Here is a 17,191-nt window from a genome sequence, read left to right as displayed (position 1 = left end):
CCACTTCCGTACGAAGCAGACGGCAGCCGCCCCCTTTCAAAGAGCGGCTGCTGTATATCGTCGCCCTAACAACAGCCGGAGGATTTCCCATCTGCGCGTGATTGGGAAACTTCCTGCACGAGCTCGGCCGTCTTTGCATCGTTACCGGTACGGGCGACATCGGCTTGCGAAACCATGCCGCAGCATTTCCCGTCATCGTCGATAACCGGGACACGGCGAACCTGGTTTTTTTCCATGGACGCCAGACAGTCTTCCAGAGAGGTATCGGGGGTAACGCTCACGACCGACCGGGTCATCACGTCTCCGACGCGTGTCTCCGCCGACATTCCCTCGCCCACAGCCCGGCAACACACGTCGCGATCGGTGATCACACCGACAAGACCACCATCATCGTCGACGACCGGAATTTGCCCACAATCATTGTCGACCATGAGCCTGGCAGCGTCCTGAAGGCTTTGGTCTTCCTTGCAGCATGCCGGATCGCTAGTCATTATTTCGCTGGTTTTCATCTGTTTCTCCAAAGGTTTGGCGTTCCGTTCGATGGGAAGCCGCATCCGCCTAAGGAACTTTGGGAGACGTGACCGCCGCATCGAATCGTCGGGTTCTGCAAACCTAGTGCTTACCATCGTTGGAAGGTCAAGGCCGGCTTGCGAGATTCCATTCTTCCAACAATTCGTCGCCAGGTCGGTTTCCACCCCCAAGGCTGAAAAGACTAAGCATGGGTTTGTTTCAATTGATTGCCCGAGAGCAGCCACGTGCATAGCCCGTCCCCAGCGAGGCCGATCCAATGGTTTAAGCTCTGTCTACTCCTTGGCCCCCAAGAACCGGAAGCTTCAAGCCCCGCAACCGCAGAGCATTCCCGATCACCGAAACCGATGACAGGCTCATCGCTGCCGCAGCGATCATCGGGTTCAGCAGCAAGCCGGTAAAGGGAAACAACACACCTGCGGCAACCGGAATGCCCAGCGTGTTGTAGGCGAAGGCAAAGAACAGGTTCTGTCGGATATTGCGCATGGTCGCGCGCGACAGGACAATCGCCTGCACCACGCCGGTCAGATCGCCGCGCACCAGCGTGACGCCGGCGCTCTCGATCGCCACGTCGGTGCCGGTGCCCATGGCGATGCCGACATCGGCAGCCGCCAGCGCAGGCGCATCGTTGATCCCGTCGCCGGCCATCGCAACACGGCGTCCGTCGGACTTCAGCCTCTCGACCTCGCGATGCTTGTCTTCGGGCGAGACATTGGCGTGCACTTCGTCGATGCCCATTTCCCGCGCGACTGCTTCAGCAGTTCCCCGGCTGTCGCCTGTCAGCATGACCACGCGAATGTTGCGCGCATGTAATGCGGCGATGGCGTTGGCGCTTGTCGGCTTGATCGGATCGGCCACGGCGATGCGACCGGCGGGCCGCCCGTCGAACGCCACGAACATCACCGTTTGCCCCTGAGAGCGACCGCTTTCCGCCGAGCCAAGCCAGGTCTCGTCTTCGACCCCAACACGCCGCATCATCTTCTCGTTGCCGATTGCAACGCGGCGGGCACTAACAGTCGCCTCGACGCCTTCCCCCGTGGTAGAAGCCAGGTTCGTTGCGCTGGCCGGCGACACCCCGCGCGCCCGCGCGCCCTCGACGATTGCGTGAGCAAGCGGATGTTCGCTGCCCATCTCGACGCCCGCGACCGCGGCAAGGAACTCGGTTTCATCGATGCCTTCAACCGGATGAACGGCCACCAGGTCGGGTTTACCCATCGTCAGCGTCCCGGTCTTGTCGACTACCAGCGTGTCGATCTTTTCCAGCGTTTCCAACGCCTCGGCATTACGGATCAAAATGCCGTGCTGCGCGCCCTTGCCGGTGCCGGTCATGATCGACATCGGCGTAGCGAGGCCGAGAGCGCATGGACAAGCGATAATCAGGACCGCGATGGCATTGACGAGTGCATAGGCGAGTGCTGGGGCAGGACCCCAAATCGACCAGACGATAAAACTGGCGATTGCGATAACGACGACTGCAGGTACGAACCATGCGGTTACTTGATCGGCCAAACGCTGTATCGGCGCCCGGCTACGCTGTGCTTCGGCAACCATCTGCACGATTTTGGACAGCATCGTGTCCTTGCCGACATTGATAGCCTGCATAATGAAGCCGCCGGTCTGGTTCACAGTGCCACCGATAACCGTGTCGCCAGCGAATTTTGCCACGGGCAGCGGTTCGCCGCTGATCATGGATTCGTCTATCGCACTCGATCCTTCCTCGATTTCGCCATCAACCGGAACCTTGTCGCCTGGCCGCACGCGCAAGCGATCCCCTGTTGTCAGCTCATCGAGAGGAACTTCGCGTTCATCGCCCTCACCAAAGATCTTGACGGCGCTGGGCGGGGCAAGCTCAAGAAGCGCTCTAAGGGCACTTGAAGTCGAACCACGCGCTTTCAACTCCAACACCTGGCCAAGGAGGACGAGCGTGGTAATAACCGCGGCAGCCTCAAAGTAGACGCCGACGCGCCCTGATTGGTCGCGGAACGCTGCAGGAAAAATGTCCGGTGCTACCGTCGCTACAACGCTGAAGAAATAGGCGATCGCCACGCCGAACCCGATCAGCGTAAACATGTTCAGATTGCGGGTTTTCACGGATTGGATGGCGCGAACGAAGAACGGCCAGCCGCCCCACAGGACAACGGGTGCCGCCAATAGCAACTGAGCCCATTGCGCCCAGACTGGCTCGATCAGACGTTCGAAACTAATCCCTGGGATGAGATCGCCCATTGCATACGCAAACAGCGGTATGGTGAAGAGCGCACTCCACCAGAAGCGGCGACGCATATCGACAAGCTCGGGATCAGGCCCGTCGTCGAGACTGACGGTTTCAGGCTCGAGCGCCATGCCGCAGATCGGGCAAGACCCGGGCCCCGGTTGACGTATCTCGGGATGCATCGGGCAGGTGAAAATCGTACCCTCCGGCACGTCCTCCACCGCGTCGAGATGCGCTCCTGAGAGATAAAGCTCCGGATCAATCTCGAATTTGTCGAGACAGCGCGACGAGCAGAAATAATGCTCAGAGCCCTCGTAGCAGGCCATGTAGTTGGCGCCTTCGATTGTAACGCTCATTCCGCAGACCGGATCGATCGCTGTGCCTTCAATAACGCTTTCTTTCTTGCTCATGACCAGCCCTTCCTAGCTTTTCGCCACAACGAACTGCCCCATCATTCCGGCATCCTCGTGCTCGAGAATGTGGCAGTGATACATATATGGCAGGTCCGGGTCCGTGTGTTCCTCGAACCGTAATAGCAGGCGCACTTGCTCGCGCGGGTCGACAATAACCGTATCCTTGTAACCAGTCTCCAATGGCGGCGGAGTGCGGCCGTTGCGGTCGATCACGCGGAACTGCGCGTTATGAATATGAAAGGGATGCGCCATCATCGAGGCATTGGCGATTTCCCAAATTTCCCAATGACCGACGGGCACCCGCTCGTTGATGACATTCATGTCCATGCTGGCACCATTGATGGACATCCCGCCGCCCATCATGCCCATATCGAGCACGAACCGCCGGGTTCGCACTGCAAGAGAAGGGTCGAGTGCCGGTAGCGCGGCAAGCTGCGGCGGCAGATTCCTTCGCGGCGAGGGGCCGGCGGGCCTGATATCGAGGACACGGAACGGCTCGTCCATCTCGGTATCGTCGCGGCGTCGGCCCATCATACCGCCGCCCATCATGCCGCCGCCATCGCCCATCATGCCCATCGAATTGTCAGGACTGGTCGCCAGAAGACTGAGTGGGCGCCCCTCGGAAAGATCGACGAGGATCTGCGCCCGCTCACCTGGTGCCAGCCTGAGCGAGCGAACCGGATGCGGACGCTCCAGCAGGCCACCATCGCTGGCGATGAACTGCATGGTCTGACCACCGGATAGCGAGAAATCGTAGAAACGAGCGTTCGATCCATTGAGGATCCGTAGGCGTAATTGGCCAGTCCGCGCGTCAAACACCGCGTTGTGCGTGCCATTGACGTAGATACGATCCCCGCGCACGCCCATCATTTGCGCATGCATGTTCTGCGGATAGAGGAGCTTGCCGGAGTTATCGAGCAAGCGGTCCTGAACGATAAGCGGAATGTCATCCACGCCGTATTCGCTCGGCAGGTCCAGCGCGTCCTCTTCATCATCACGAACATAGATCGGAGCGGCAAGACCAGCATAGACCTGCGGTCCCGTGCCGCGATGCAGGTGCGAATGATACCAATAGAGAGAGGCACGCTGGCGAACTTCGAAAGATGGGCTCCAGCGGGCGCCGGGGCGGATCAGCTGGTGCGGCCCGCCGTCCGCAGCGGCGGGAAGTTCGAACCCGTGCCAATGAACCGTTGCTCCTTCGTCCAGGCCGTTGTCGACATGCAACCGGACGCGCTCGCCGCGGCGCATCTCCAATGTCGGACCGAGATAAGGCGCGTTTACACCGATCGTAGGCGAAACGACCCCGGGAACGAATTCCTTCTGCCCTGCGGATATCGACAGTCGAAAGACCCGTTCGCCTTGTTCGACAATTCCCTGATCGAGCTTGGGAATGGCGAGCGAATTGGCTCCGGCCCCATCGGCACCAAGCAGCGAACTTCGCGCTTCGCACGCAGACAAGGGAAGAGCCATGAGGCCCGCAGCCGCTGTGCCGGCCCGTCCCAGCAAGGCACGTCGGTTTAGGCTGGATGCGTTCGCCCACTGGTCCATTTCACTTGCTCCGGAGATATTTAATCAGCGCAGCGATGCCCAACACAAGAAGGATGGTCAGCAATAAGCAGAACAGACCCATGATCCCCATCATGGCTGCTGGCATGTCACCGTTCATCATCGTACTTCTCCTATCATACCGGCCCCGGGGATACGGTCCGGGGCCGGCTCGCAAATTACTTCTTGGTGATCGAAGTGATCGTGTTGCCGCCTTCACCGGTAGTGAATTCGAACGAGATCGCGTCACCAACCGCCACGTCCTGACGCAGCTGTTCGTCGGCTTCGAACCCCATCGTCATGGCGGGCCATTCAATCTCGGGGACAGCGCCGTGGTCGACGGTGATCGTTCCCGCGTCGGCGTCGATGGCGGTGACGGTTCCTTCGGCGCTGGCGGTCTGCATCGCGCCGTCCGATCCCATCATCGCCATGTCGCCATCGTCCATAGACATCTGGTCATCTGCCATCTGCCCGTCCGCCATCGGCATTTCGTCCATCGCTTCGGTATTGTCGCCGGAATCGCAGGCAGCGAGTGCCAGCGGCGCTGCCAATAGGGTCACGAGGGTTGTAATACGCATTCTTCTTCTCCTTCAGAGGGTTTGGACCGTTTGGTCCGGGGGCGCCGCATCAACAGATATGCAGCGGGAAGTACGAACATCGAGAGCAGGGGAGCAGTGATCATCCCGCCAATCATCGGGGCCGCGATACGGCTCATCACCTCGGACCCGGCGCCGGTGCCGATCAGGATCGGAAACAGTCCGGCAAGAATGACCGCTACGGTCATCGCCTTGGGCCGCACGCGCAACAACGCGCCTTCGCGGATCGCCTGATCAACCTCATCTTCCGAAGGGTTGGGAGGGCGTTCCTCCAGCGCCGCTTTCAGGTAGATCAGCATGACCACGCCGAACTCTGCCGAAACACCGGCAAGAGCGATAAAACCGACAGCAGTCGCGACCGACTGGTTGTAGCCGAGCATATACAGAAGCCAGAACCCGCCGGTCAGCGCGAAAGGCAATGTACCCATGATCAGCAGCGCCTCATCGAAGCGGCGGAAGATCAGATAGAGCAGCAGGAAAATGATCGCGAGCGTCGCCGGGATAACGATCTTCATACGCTCGGCAGCGCGAGTAAGATATTCGAACTGCCCAGCGTAGGATATGCTGACGCCCGCCGGAAGATCGACTTCTGCCGCGATCGCCTCCTGCAGATCGCTGACGACCGAAGTGAGATCTCGTCCGCGAACATCGATATAGACATAGCTCGTCGGTCGACCCTGCTCGCTTTTGAGCATGGGCGGCCCGCTACTTACGCTAATTTGCGCTACGCTACCCAGCGTGATCTGCTGCCCTGACGGTGTCAGGAGAGGAAGCGCTCTGAGTTCGCCCACGCTGTCGCGGATTTCGCGCGGATAACGCACATTGATCGGATAACGTGCCAGCCCTTCGACCGTGCGTGCGACATTGGCGCCGCCGATCGCGCCAGATACGATCATTTGAACGTCGTCGATGTTGAGGCCGTATCGGGCAGCAGCCAAGCGATCGATATCAACGTCGACATAGCGCCCGCCCGACAATCGTTCGGCCAGGGCTGAGCTCACGCCCGGCACCTGCTTCCCGACCTGTTCTATAGCCTGCGCCACCCGGTCGATATCGCTAAGATCCTCACCCGAAACCTTGACCCCGATCGGGCTCTTGATCCCGGTCGCGAGCATGTCGATCCGGTTGCGGATCGGTGGCACCCACACATTGGCCAGACCCGGCACCTGTACCACGCGGTCGAGTTCCTCGACCAGCATGTCGGGTGTCATACCTTCACGCCATTCGTCGCGCGGTTTGAACTGGATGGTGGTTTCGAACATCGTCAATGGCGCTGGATCAGTCGCCGTGTCGGCACGGCCCGCCTTGCCGAATACCGTTTCGACTTCAGGCACTGATTTGATCAAGCGGTCGGTCCGCTGGAGGAGCGCAGAAGCCTGCCCGGGAGACAGGCCTGGAAGCGCACTGGGCATGTAGAGCAGATCACCCTCGTCGAGCGGCGGAAGAAACTCGCCACCAAGCCGGGTAAAGGGGACGAGTGTCGTCGCGAAGACCAGCGCCGCAATGACCAGCGTTGCCTTCGGCCGGCGCATTACCCAGTCCAGACCCGGACGATAGGCGCGGGTCAGGCCCCGGTTCAGGATGTTCTTGTCTTCGGGCGGAATCTTGCCGCGGATCATCCAGCCCATCAACACAGGGACCAGCGTAATCGAAAGGATTGCTGCACCGGCCATGGCATAGGTCTTGGTGAAGGCGAGCGGCGCAAACAGCCTGCCCTCCTGCGCCTGGAGGGTGAACACGGGAATGAAGGACAAGGTGATGATCAGCAGGCTGTAGAACAGCGCCGGGCCAACCTCCTTCGCTGCATCCCCGATGACCCGCCAGCGTTCGTCGCCCGCCAGCACGCTGTCGGGGTTTTCATGCGTCCAGCGCTCAATATGCTTGTGAGCATTCTCGATCATGACGATCGCGGCATCGACCATCGCGCCGATCGCGATGGCAATGCCTCCAAGCGACATGATGTTGGCGTTGACCCCTTGAAAGCGCATGACCACGAAAGCGGCGAGCACACCCAGCGGTAATGTAACGATGGCAACCAGCGCCGAACGTACATGCCACAGGAACAAGGCGCATATCAGGCCTACGACTATGAACTCCTCGGCCAGCTTGGTGGTGAGATTCTTGACCGACGCATCGATCAGTTGCGAGCGGTCATACGTGGTAACGATCTCCACGCCGTCGGGCAGGCTTTGCTGAAGCTGTTCGAGCTTCGCCTCGACCGCGGTGATTGCGGATCGCGCGTCGGCCCCTTGACGCAAGATCACCACCCCGCCGGCGACCTCGCCCTGACCGTTGAGCTCCGCTATCCCGCGCCTCAGCTCGGGTCCGATCTGGATGGTCGCTACGTCGCCCAACGTCACCGGGACTCCTCCACTTGCGACTTGCAAGGGGATCGCCCGAAAATCATCGAGGCTGCCAAGATAGCCGGATGAGCGCACCATATATTCGGCTTCGCCCATCTCGACGATCGAGCCGCCCGCTTCCTGGTTGGAAGCCCGAACCGCCTGCACGACGTCGGCATGCGTCACACCGAGCGATGCCATCCGATAGGGTTGCAGGACAATCTGATACTGCTTGACCATACCGCCGATACTGGCGACTTCGGCAATGCCGGGAATGGTCTTGAGCTCGTAGCGCAGGAACCAGTCCTGCAGACTCCGTAGACCCGCCAGATCGTTGCCACCGGTTCGGTCGACGAGCGCGTATTCGTAGATCCAGCCTACACCTGTGGCGTCGGGGCCGAGGCTGCTCTCCACGCCTGCGGGAAGCTGCCCTTGCACTTGGTTGAGATATTCGAGCACGCGCGAACGCGCCCAGTAAAGGTCAGTCCCGTCCTCGAAAATGACATAGACATAGCTGTCACCAAAGAACGAGTATCCGCGCACGGTCTTGGCTCCGGGTACGGAGAGCATCGTCGTCGCCAGCGGATAAGTGACCTGATCCTCGACGAGCCGGGGCGCCTGACCGGGATAATTTGAGCGAATAACCACCTGAACGTCGGATAGGTCAGGCAGTGCATCCACAGGCGTGGTCCGCACGGCCCAGAACCCCGCGAGCGCGATGGCGATCGAAGCCAATACGATGAACATGCGATTGGCGATCGAGCTTTCTATTATGCGCGCGATCATTGGTCGCCTGCCTTCCTGATGCCGGTGAGGCGTGGGCCGTCCGTTCCCTGTACGAACTGGAACGAGACGCGGTCGCCGCGCTTGAAGCCGCGCACCTGCGCTGCCCCCTCGGTCGCGAACGTCATTGTCATCGCCGGCCATTCGAGCGCGGCAACGGGCCCGTGCCGCAAGGTGATATTGCGGGCAGTTATACGCTCGATAGTGCCGCTTGCCCGGTAGGTGCGCGGCTCGTCAGCATCGTCCTGCGTTTCGCTTGCACCCGCGGCCGTCGGCACTTCGTCGATGCCGCGGACATCGAGCCCCGCGAGACTGGCTTCGGAATCAAGCAGGAACTGGCCCGATGTGACTACTTCCTCGCCCGGCGCGAGGCCCGCGAGTATCTCGGTCCGACCGCCCGCTTCACGGCCAATCTGCACCTCGGCAGGGCGATAGCCACCCTCGTCCTGCGCCAGCATCACGATCGTGCGTTCGCCAGTGCGGATAATTGCTTCGGAAGGAATTAACACCGCTTCGCGGCGAGCCGGAGAAAGCGAAACCTGTGCGAACATGCCAGGACGCAGTCGAAGGTTGGGATTGCGCAGTTCGGCCCTAACGGTGAGCGTTCGACTGGCCTCCTGTGCGCTGGGCAATATCGCAGTAATCCGCCCCGCGAAACGTTCCCCCGGATAAGCAGTTAAAGTCGCGCTTACGGGCTGGCCAACCCGTACGTCGGCGGCAAGGATTTCGGGAAGCGCCGCTTCCAGCCAGATCGGATTGAGTCCGGTGATTTCGGCCAAGGTCTGGCCCGCGCTCACGCTCATTCCCGGTCGCACACCGAGCATGGTAACTGCGCCCGAAGAAGGCGCCGTAATCGTCAGGGTGGAACGTGGGCGACCACTGCGCGCGACCGACGAGATTACGCCATCAGGCATTCCAAGAAGCCGCAACCGTTCGCGCGCCGCGCGAGTAAGCGCTTCATCGCCGGTCGCGGCGACCGCCAGATATTCCTGCTGCGCGCCGCCCCATTCGGGAATCAGCAAATCCACCAAAGGGGTACCCTGTCTAATGATGTCATCGGGCGCATGGCCATAGGTTCGTTGCACGAAGCCGCTGGCGCGGGGCTGCACGATCGACACCTCCCGGGCATTGTAAGCGAGTGTGCCGGTGACGTTCGTCTCGGGTTCGAGCACGCCCATTTCCGCTTCGGCCGTTCGAATGCCGAAATTCTGCACGAGCTGCGGATCGATGCTGACGCCCCCCGCTCCGGCACTGTCTCCACCGGCGCATTTCGGGACCAGTTGCATGTCCATGAAAGGCGACTTGCCCGGCTCGTCGAAGCGCTGATCAGGCACCATCGGATCGTACCAGTAGAGCACTTCCTCGCAGCCTGCTCCCGCTGCGGCGCTGTCTCCGGTCGAAGCACCGGAGGAACCTTCCCCAAGCTGGGCGATGCCGTAGCCGGCGCCGAGGCTCACAAGTACTATGCCGGCTGCAAGCGTGTAGGACTTTTGGCGAGGGGTGAGTTTTTGCCAGGCGGCTTTCATTGCATGTGCTCCCGGTAGGTAAGTCGCAAAGTCGCGGCGGCTTCGACCGTCGCTTCTTCGCGTTCGAGGATTTCCAGTTCGAGTAGAGCCAAGGCTGTCCGGGCCTCGATGACGTCGATCAGATCGGCGCGACCTGCAGCAAAACTCGCCATTTCAAGGTCTGCCCTGTCACGAGCGAGGGGCAATAGTTCCTCGCGGGCACGCTGCCATTGGCGCGCCGCGCTGCGCCAGGCAGCGAGATCGGCCGCGAACTGGGCTTCAAGTTCGCGTAGCTCGTCCGCGCGCTCGGCCAGCGCCGCAGCCGCTTGCGCTTCGGCCGCGGCAATGCGTGGCTCCTGCCGCCGACCGGCGAAGATCGGCAATGTTACCGAACCCATGACCGAGACGACATTCCCGAAATCGGGATTTCGCCGTCCGAAGCTGACATTGACGCCGAAGTCGGGCCTCTTTTCCGCCCGGGCAAGATCGATGGCTGCGCGGGCCCTTTGCTCGGCAGTGTCCGCCAGACGGATCCCGGGGTTGCTCTCTAGCGTAGTGCGCAGCTCGATCGGATCGACATCGGCGGGCGGTACCGGACCTTGCGCCACCGGCTCCTCCCCTGCAATATACCGCGTCAACCGCGCCTGCGCCGCTTCCCGATCGGCTTCGATGCGCGTCCGGGCATCGTCTATCTCGAGCAGTGCACGGCGGATCTCGAGGCTTTCCGCAGGGCGCGCCGAACCCGATGCGACTGCGCTGCGAGCAACCGGCACGAGCTCGCGCAATTCATCCTGAGCCTCGACGGCCAGCGCCAGTCGCTGCTGCGCATAAGCCAGTGATATCCACGCGCGACCAGCGGCGACTTCGACATCCCGGCCAACAACGCCGAGGCGAGCTTCGGCCAAGCGGATATCCGATACCGCAAGCCCAGCCCTCGCGCGTCGCTTGGCTAGATTGGGAATTTCTTGCTCGACACCCACCTGGACTTGGGTCGGAAGCTGCCGGTCGAGATCGAACGCCGCCGGCCCGGTGACCGGCAAATTGACGATGCCCGCTCGTAGCCGCGGATCGGGCAATTCGTCTGCAGCCTCCGCCGCGTTCCGCAGAGCTTCCACCTCAAGTTCACGCGCCTGCAGGACAGGCTGTTCGACGCGGGCCGCGCGCAAAGCCTCTTCGTAGCCGACAGACTGTGCTTGCGCTCCTTGAGCGACAAATATGAGAGCCACGAAAGCGCAGCTGCTTCGCCATTTCATTGTGTAACCTCGTAGAATTTCTGATGCTGGACAGTCCAAGGCTTCTCGCTTCGCGGTGCGAAGCGAGCGGATATAGACTATTCCAGCTTGTATACGGCACCATGGCACCGACTACAGAAGACTAGATATCGAGGTTAACTTGTGGAGGGGGGGATTCGGGTGTGAGCAGGCGTCCCTGGAGACCCATCAGATCGCCCGTCAGATAGATCTCACGATCGGCCCGCAAAGGAACCATACTCTTATCATTGGTGCCGGGGATATTTGCTGGCGCAAGACATCCCATCGCGACGACGCAATCGAGTGTCCTCTGGTCGCATGGAGGTTCTTCGGACGAATTGCCATCCGTCACCCCTTCCATGATCATATCGCCCATTTCCGAGCAATGGACGGTCCCGGCTGCCCCCAACTGTGGAACCGCCGCCGCTTGGGCAGCACTTTGTACAAAAAGGCCGAGGCCAAAAAGTACAACAGCAAGGAAACGACCTATCGACACTCTTTTGCGATAAGTCGACCGCCGATTAAACGCAAGTGCGAAGACCGATTGATGGCCCGAAAATTTCATGGCGTTCCACGCCTGCTGACGAAAGCTTCCCGATGTCACGTTGAAGTCCGTCCTTTGATTCAATCATGGAAGCGATGGATAAGCATCTTAGCCTTAGCCTCGGTCACCAAGAGTTTTGGATGACGGTGCGACCGTCGAAGAACAGATAGCGCTGTGCGCTGAAACCGGCGGTGAGCCCTTCTGCGAATATGCGCATTAACGGACCATCCTTCAGCCTGCCTGCGCACAAGGTCGAAACGGAGCGGCGCCGAACTGATAGATCGGCGCCCGGTTCCGCGTCACCTCTCATCCTGCGAGGACGCGGGCATATCCCGCGAGGCCGACATGTCTTGCGAGGCGGACATGGCCTCCATGCGTTCCATCATGGCTTTGCAGTTTTCCATCATCGCCATCATCTTGCGGCGCATTTCCGGATCCTGCATCATCGCCATCATCTCACCCCGCGGCATTGCCCCTTCCGCTCCAGCTTCGCTGTCCATATTCATGTGTGAATCGGCATCCTGTGGAGCGCGGTCAGCCTGTTGGGCAAGTGCGGCGGTGGAAACGAGACCAAGAGCGACAGCAGCGCCGGTCAACATTGTTTTGAAATTACGATACATTGGTATTCTCCTTAGATTATACGGTGACAAAGGGAGGCGCTCAATCAACTTTGGGTGCCCGAGCCCTCTGGGCCCGTGCTTTTCATACCCTTCATGCACATGGCCATCATCGCCAGGCATGGGAACAGGTAGAGCAGGGGCAAAACCGCCGCGAACCCGAACCACATCGAACCCAGTATTGCTGCGCCTAGAGCGAGAACGACGCTTGCGGCGATCAGCCACTTCGTCTTGGTCGACCAGCGTGCAGGGCTCGCGCAACTTTTGCCTCCCGATGACTTCGAGGTCGCCGCCTGAAGCTGCTGGGCTCCTAATTGTGGCGTCCACGGAACAAGCGCGGTGGAACTCGACGTCATTTGGGTACTCCTCGATTCGTCCTTGATAGCCACAAGATGGGCCTTCCCATCATGGGAAGGTCAAGGCCTTTCTCAGAGTTTTCTGAAATGGAAGAAAGGGTGGCTTTCTTGGCGCTAGCGCACACTGTTCGTCGGCAATCGCTCGGCTTCGTCTGGTCCGCCGTGCTAAACGGCATAGAGTGCACCGGCGCCGTATCTAATCGACAACCGGCGCACTCTAGACGTCGCCGAAATCAGCGTCAGCAACAAAGCTATGGTACATGATTGCGGTGACCTGCTTGAAGCAAGGACCTAAAAATTGCCTAGCAACATCCCGCCGAAGCGGCTTCCTTTGTAGGCTCCGAGACCTCGCGGACCAGATCGCCCGTTTCGCTCTTCTCGGCGTTTTGCGCAATGTCGGCCTGCGAAACGATGCCGCAGCATTTGCCTCCATCGTCGACCACCGGAAGTCGGCGGACCTGGTTGTCCTCCATTTTCTTGCAGCAATCGTCAACGCTCGTGTCAGCGGTGACTGTCACAGGGGATGGGGACATCACATCCGCAACCCGCGTGTCGGCTGATTTGCCCTCTGCGACGCAGCGGCATGCGATATCGCGATCGGTTACGACACCGACGAGGGCACCGGTTTCATCGACGACGGGAATTTCGCCGCAATCGTTATCAACCATCAGCGTCGCGGCATCCTTGACGCTATCTGATGGGCTGCAGCAGGCTGGGTCGGCTGTCATGACATCTCGGGCTTCCATTGTTCATCTCCACTTTGGTGTTTCGGCGCATTTATGCGCTCGCGTAGTAAATGATCTAAAAAAGCTCTCGGTTCCAATTACATCCGCGACCCGTTGCGTATGCAAGCCGGTTCGCTTGGCGCTCCCCGAACACACGCCTTTTCAATTGATCGGGGTACCGGCCTATTGCAGGCGCCCGGGACCGAACCGATGATCTAAAGCGCTCGCACAATCGGACGGACTACCCTGCGCGAGGTCGCGAAGGATCGGGCAGTCGGGCCTATCGTCATCGGTACACTTCGCCGCCAATTCATCGAGCGTGGCAACCATTGACTGCATCCCGACGATCTTTTCGCGTAGACGCTCAATATGAGCGCATGCCACCGCCCTTACATCGGCGCTGGCGCGGCTTCGATCCTGCCAAAGTGCAAGCAATTCCTGGATTTGCTCCACAGAAAAACCGAGATCTCGGGCACGGCGAACGAACCGAAGCGTGTGGACGTCTCGCGGCTCGTAAACCCTGTACCCCGAAGCCGTCCTTTCCGCTGGCTCAATCAATCCGGTTTTTTCATAATAGCGGATCATCTTGGCCGAGACGCCGGATTTGTCGGCTGCCTGCCCGATGTTCATGATCATTTCTCCTTCATATTGGCACAGTCCCGCGAATTGGTATTTTCTCGGCACTTTCCAAGCTTCCAATGATGGGATGCAATTTTACCCTATCAAGTGCCGAATCCCCTTACCGGCCGACCCAGGTAGGTGGCAAAAGCCTGCCCGTCGTATCGACGCGATTTTCTCTTATGCGCTCCGGCTGATCAGGCCACCCTGGTCGGGCGACACTTACCGCCCCCTATTCGACAGCGTAGACCGACCGCTCGCCGCCCTGAGCCAAAGCAAAGATGGTGAAGGGGCTGGATTTTGTTCCACCCATCCCTGGGGAGCCAGCGGGCATTCCGGGAAGCGTTATACCATTGAGTTCCGGACGCTCAGCCAGCAGGCGGTCGAAGCTTCCGATCGGCACATGCCCGTCAACATAATAGCCTCCCACGAACGTGGTGTGGCAGCCCCCCAACTCTTGCGGAATACCTTGCCTCTGCTTGATTAACGCCAAGTCGTTGGTCGCTTCGACCTTCACTTCGTAGCCATTTTCCCGCAGATACGCCGCGTAGCTTTCGCAGCAGCCGCATTGCGGATTCTTGAAAAGGGTCGCAAGCGGCTTCTCGGGGGGCGCTGCAAGGGCCGGTGTTGCTACGAGAACCGCCAGTGCGGCGAAGATTTCCACTACATTTCTCATCTTTCGTCTCCTTTGATCTAAGTCACTCTGACTGTCGCCATCATGCCTGCGGCCTGATGTTCGAGTATGTGGCAGTGGAACATCCAGTCTCCGGGATTGTCAGCCACGAAAGCGACTTCCACAATCTCGTCTGGTGCTATGAGCACCGTGTCCTGCCATTCGCGATATCGCGTCGGCTTGCCGTTTCGGGAAAGTACTCTGAAACTGTGCCCATGCAGATGGATGGGATGCCACCAGGCCGTCTCGTTACGAAGGGTCAGAATGACACTCTCGCCTCTGGGTAGGGTCAGAACGGGGTCGAGATTGTGGCCCGAGGCCGCCACGCCATTTACGGTCCAGTCCATCTTGCCGGTCGCCGATGGTCCCATCATTCCACCACCGAACACAACTTCGTGGCGGGTCGACGTTTCTGTTTGCGGCTCAGGGATGGGATTAGGCGGCAACGCAATCGGAGTCGTCAACGGGTCTGCGCGCAGCGGTGTGTCCGAATAAACGACGTCCGTCAGCGCAAATTCGAGACCCTCATAGAAACTGTCTCCGATCGTGACGCGCGATCCGGGCGCGCCCTCAGGATCCAAAATCAGATCGATCCGCATTCCCGGAGCAATGTGCAGCGCTCCATCGACCTCGTGCGGAGCTACCGGCTGTCCGTCCAAGGCAATGATCTGCGGATTGAGACGGGAAAAATCGAGCGCGAAGATCCGCGCGTTCGCGGCATTGATCAGCCGCAGTCGGATGCGCTCCCCGCTGCGTACTACAAAAGGCTGCGGCGGACGCCCGTTGATCGTCATCGTGTTACCAACGCGGCCGGACATGAAGGCGTCGGACGGATTCCCGAAATCATCATTTATCTGACCATCTGCACCGATCCGCCAGTCGTCGAGCATCCAGGTTATATCCCTGTCCACTACGATCGGGTCACGCTCTTCGACGATCAGCGGGGCATAAAGACCTCGCGCGACCTGTTCGAAACTACGGTGATGAGGATGATACCAGAACGTGCCGGCATCCTGAGGCACAAAATCATAGGTGAACGACTGGCCCGGCCGGACCGGATCCTGGGTCAGATGCGGCACACCGTCCATCGCATTGGGAACACGCAAGCCGTGCCAATGAATGGTAGTGTCCTGCGCAAGGCCATTGTCGAGCGTGACGCGCAGACGCTCTCCCTGCCTGATGCGGATTTCAGGAGCCGCCACCTGGCCGTTGTAGACCCATACGTCGACCCCGCCCTGCGCATTGCCGAGGAGCGGCACAGTCGCGGGGGATGCGCGCAGACGCATATCGACCGGTCCGCGGACCGCAGATCCCGCCATCACGCTGCCGCCACGCTGCATGAACAGCGCCGCAGTGCCAGTCACGGCCACCGCTCCGCCACCCGCGAGAAAGCCGCGGCGGCTCAGCTTTGCAATTTTCATTGCCATGATCTGGCGCCTTCCGATCAATCTACACTCGCCTTCCAGTAGCAAAGATAGGGCTTCCCATCATGGTAAGGTCAAGGACCGTTTTCAGGGAAGCCCATGATCGGCCCGGCCCCAATTCGCGCGCAGGAGGCCCTCACCAATGACCTCCGCGATGAGAATTCTCCTGTCGTTGCCTGCGCCGAGGCAGTTCATCGGATAAGTTCAACTGTCACACAGTCCGGCAAGGGAAACTTTCGCGCCCATGAACGTTGGTCGCATTAGACGAAAAGCAGCCTAATGCTTTTGAAACGGAGATATATCGCATGAACAAAATCGCCTTGGGTATAATGGCTGTCGCCTCGCTCGCGCTTGTTTCGTGTGGCGAGGAAGGCGCCACGCAGGAGCCTCGCGACGGCACGAGAGCAGACGTATCAGCGGGTTCAGGAGATCAGACGCCAGCAGGTGAGATCGAGGGGCCTCTCCACACAGGGAGCGGTGACGTCACCGATATCGATGGCAGCCGTATTACGATCTCGCATGGCCCGGTCGAGACACTCGATTGGCCCGCAATGACCATGACCTTCGTGGCCCAATCTTCCGACATGATCGACGAATTCTCCGTAGGCGACCCCGTGAACTTCGAATTTGGCCAGAGCGGTGAGACTTATGTCATCACGGGGATTACCAAGGATGCGGTATAAAATCGCCTTGAGTGAGGGGTGAAGCCGCTTCGGGCGTAGAAGGCGTATCGACACTGCGGCTTCGCCGCAAAAAAGGGAGAGACAATCATGGGTGACGGTTCGATGATGGGAGGCGGCATGATGATGATCGGCATGGGCTTGGTCTGGTTACTGGTAATTGTCGCCCTGCTGCTCGTGATCGCTGCGCTTATTAAATATCTGCGGAAGTGAGCCCTTGCATATGATTATCGGCTTGCGTCTCGACCTTCGCACGATGGCATTTCGCACATGAGTGATCCAGACAAGCCTGTCGTGATCGTCACCGGTTCGAGCGGATATATCGGGTCAGCCATCGTCAAGAAGCTAGCAGTCAATTACGACCGGTTCGTCGTTTAACG

At 59.8% G+C, this 17,191-nt stretch carries 15 protein-coding genes; 2 read left to right on the top strand and 13 right to left on the bottom strand.

Annotated elements, in window-relative coordinates; genetic code table 11:
* Positions 1-65: 65 nt before the first annotated feature.
* The 13 genes from ABJ205_RS02395 to ABJ205_RS02335 form a co-directional block, all read right to left on the bottom strand.
* A complete protein-coding gene (locus ABJ205_RS02395) occupies positions 66-491 on the bottom strand; it encodes a CBS domain-containing protein (protein WP_348509984.1) in 426 nt (141 codons plus the stop codon).
* Between the two features lie 301 nt (positions 492-792).
* Entirely contained in the window at positions 793-3,150 is a 2,358-nt protein-coding gene (locus ABJ205_RS02390) for a heavy metal translocating P-type ATPase (RefSeq protein ID WP_253520353.1), read from the bottom strand.
* Between the two features lie 12 nt (positions 3,151-3,162).
* Positions 3,163-4,659 (bottom strand): multicopper oxidase domain-containing protein, encoded by a 1,497-nt coding sequence (locus tag ABJ205_RS02385; RefSeq protein WP_348509983.1) that lies wholly within the window; start codon positions 4,657-4,659, stop codon positions 3,163-3,165.
* Positions 4,660-4,877: 218 nt separating this feature from the next.
* Entirely contained in the window at positions 4,878-5,276 is a 399-nt protein-coding gene (locus tag ABJ205_RS02380; protein ID WP_253520357.1) for a copper-binding protein, read from the bottom strand.
* Entirely contained in the window at positions 5,255-8,422 is a 3,168-nt protein-coding gene (locus ABJ205_RS02375) for an efflux RND transporter permease subunit (protein WP_253520359.1), read from the bottom strand. The genes ABJ205_RS02380 and ABJ205_RS02375 overlap by 22 nt, the downstream gene beginning before the upstream one ends.
* Entirely contained in the window at positions 8,419-9,945 is a 1,527-nt protein-coding gene (locus ABJ205_RS02370) for an efflux RND transporter periplasmic adaptor subunit (RefSeq protein WP_253520361.1), read from the bottom strand. The genes ABJ205_RS02375 and ABJ205_RS02370 overlap by 4 nt, the downstream gene beginning before the upstream one ends.
* Positions 9,942-11,150 carry a TolC family protein gene (locus ABJ205_RS02365; protein ID WP_348035564.1) on the bottom strand — a complete coding sequence of 403 codons (1,209 nt, stop codon included), beginning with the start codon at positions 11,148-11,150 and terminating at the stop codon, positions 9,942-9,944. The genes ABJ205_RS02370 and ABJ205_RS02365 overlap by 4 nt, the downstream gene beginning before the upstream one ends.
* Before the next feature lie 148 nt (positions 11,151-11,298).
* On the bottom strand, positions 11,299-11,739 hold the full coding sequence (locus tag ABJ205_RS02360; RefSeq protein ID WP_348051894.1) for a hypothetical protein: 441 nt from the start codon (positions 11,737-11,739) through the stop codon (positions 11,299-11,301).
* Between the two features lie 278 nt (positions 11,740-12,017).
* Positions 12,018-12,596, bottom strand: a complete 579-nt coding sequence (locus ABJ205_RS02355) for a hypothetical protein (protein WP_348509982.1) — start codon at positions 12,594-12,596, stop codon at positions 12,018-12,020.
* Between the two features lie 397 nt (positions 12,597-12,993).
* Complete coding sequence (locus tag ABJ205_RS02350; RefSeq protein ID WP_253520370.1) at positions 12,994-13,419, bottom strand: CBS domain-containing protein; 426 nt, start codon at positions 13,417-13,419, stop codon at positions 12,994-12,996.
* Between the two features lie 180 nt (positions 13,420-13,599).
* The gene (gene cueR, locus ABJ205_RS02345; protein ID WP_253520372.1) at positions 13,600-14,046 is read right to left on the bottom strand and encodes a Cu(I)-responsive transcriptional regulator; all 447 of its coding nucleotides are present in this window, start codon (positions 14,044-14,046) and stop codon (positions 13,600-13,602) included.
* Positions 14,047-14,266: 220 nt separating this feature from the next.
* The gene (locus tag ABJ205_RS02340) at positions 14,267-14,710 is read right to left on the bottom strand and encodes a DUF411 domain-containing protein (RefSeq protein ID WP_253520375.1); all 444 of its coding nucleotides are present in this window, start codon (positions 14,708-14,710) and stop codon (positions 14,267-14,269) included.
* 17 nt (positions 14,711-14,727) lie between these two features.
* Positions 14,728-16,134 carry a multicopper oxidase family protein gene (locus ABJ205_RS02335; protein ID WP_335642335.1) on the bottom strand — a complete coding sequence of 469 codons (1,407 nt, stop codon included), beginning with the start codon at positions 16,132-16,134 and terminating at the stop codon, positions 14,728-14,730.
* 302 nt (positions 16,135-16,436) lie between these two features.
* On the opposite strand from ABJ205_RS02335, the gene ABJ205_RS02330 reads away from it, so the two are divergent.
* Positions 16,437-16,814 (top strand): copper-binding protein, encoded by a 378-nt coding sequence (locus ABJ205_RS02330; RefSeq protein ID WP_348035557.1) that lies wholly within the window; start codon positions 16,437-16,439, stop codon positions 16,812-16,814.
* A gap of 87 nt (positions 16,815-16,901) precedes the next feature.
* Positions 16,902-17,024 carry a hypothetical protein gene (locus ABJ205_RS02325; protein WP_301298760.1) on the top strand — a complete coding sequence of 41 codons (123 nt, stop codon included), beginning with the start codon at positions 16,902-16,904 and terminating at the stop codon, positions 17,022-17,024.
* Positions 17,025-17,191: the final 167 nt, after the last annotated feature.

Source organism: Erythrobacter sp., from assembly GCF_039988855.1.
In the GTDB taxonomy this organism is placed as follows: Bacteria; Pseudomonadota; Alphaproteobacteria; order Sphingomonadales; family Sphingomonadaceae; genus Erythrobacter.
This window is presented reverse-complemented; position numbering and strand designations above follow the sequence as displayed.

What these genes read in the sequence shown, in the direction of transcription:
- ABJ205_RS02335 (WP_335642335.1), bottom strand. Translation starts at nt 16,134, where the DNA reads ATGGCAATGAAAATTGCAAAGCTGAGCCGCCGCGGCTTTCTCGCGGGT.
- ABJ205_RS02380 (WP_253520357.1), bottom strand. Translation starts at nt 5,276, where the DNA reads ATGCGTATTACAACCCTCGTGACCCTATTGGCAGCGCCGCTGGCACTC.
- cueR (WP_253520372.1), bottom strand. Translation starts at nt 14,046, where the DNA reads ATGAACATCGGGCAGGCAGCCGACAAATCCGGCGTCTCGGCCAAGATG.
- ABJ205_RS02325 (WP_301298760.1), top strand. Translation starts at nt 16,902, where the DNA reads ATGGGTGACGGTTCGATGATGGGAGGCGGCATGATGATGATCGGCATG.
- ABJ205_RS02350 (WP_253520370.1), bottom strand. Translation starts at nt 13,419, where the DNA reads ATGACAGCCGACCCAGCCTGCTGCAGCCCATCAGATAGCGTCAAGGAT.
- ABJ205_RS02340 (WP_253520375.1), bottom strand. Translation starts at nt 14,710, where the DNA reads ATGAGAAATGTAGTGGAAATCTTCGCCGCACTGGCGGTTCTCGTAGCA.
- ABJ205_RS02395 (WP_348509984.1), bottom strand. Translation starts at nt 491, where the DNA reads ATGACTAGCGATCCGGCATGCTGCAAGGAAGACCAAAGCCTTCAGGAC.
- ABJ205_RS02390 (WP_253520353.1), bottom strand. Translation starts at nt 3,150, where the DNA reads ATGAGCAAGAAAGAAAGCGTTATTGAAGGCACAGCGATCGATCCGGTC.
- ABJ205_RS02370 (WP_253520361.1), bottom strand. Translation starts at nt 9,945, where the DNA reads ATGAAAGCCGCCTGGCAAAAACTCACCCCTCGCCAAAAGTCCTACACG.
- ABJ205_RS02375 (WP_253520359.1), bottom strand. Translation starts at nt 8,422, where the DNA reads ATGATCGCGCGCATAATAGAAAGCTCGATCGCCAATCGCATGTTCATC.
- ABJ205_RS02360 (WP_348051894.1), bottom strand. Translation starts at nt 11,739, where the DNA reads ATGAAATTTTCGGGCCATCAATCGGTCTTCGCACTTGCGTTTAATCGG.
- ABJ205_RS02330 (WP_348035557.1), top strand. Translation starts at nt 16,437, where the DNA reads ATGAACAAAATCGCCTTGGGTATAATGGCTGTCGCCTCGCTCGCGCTT.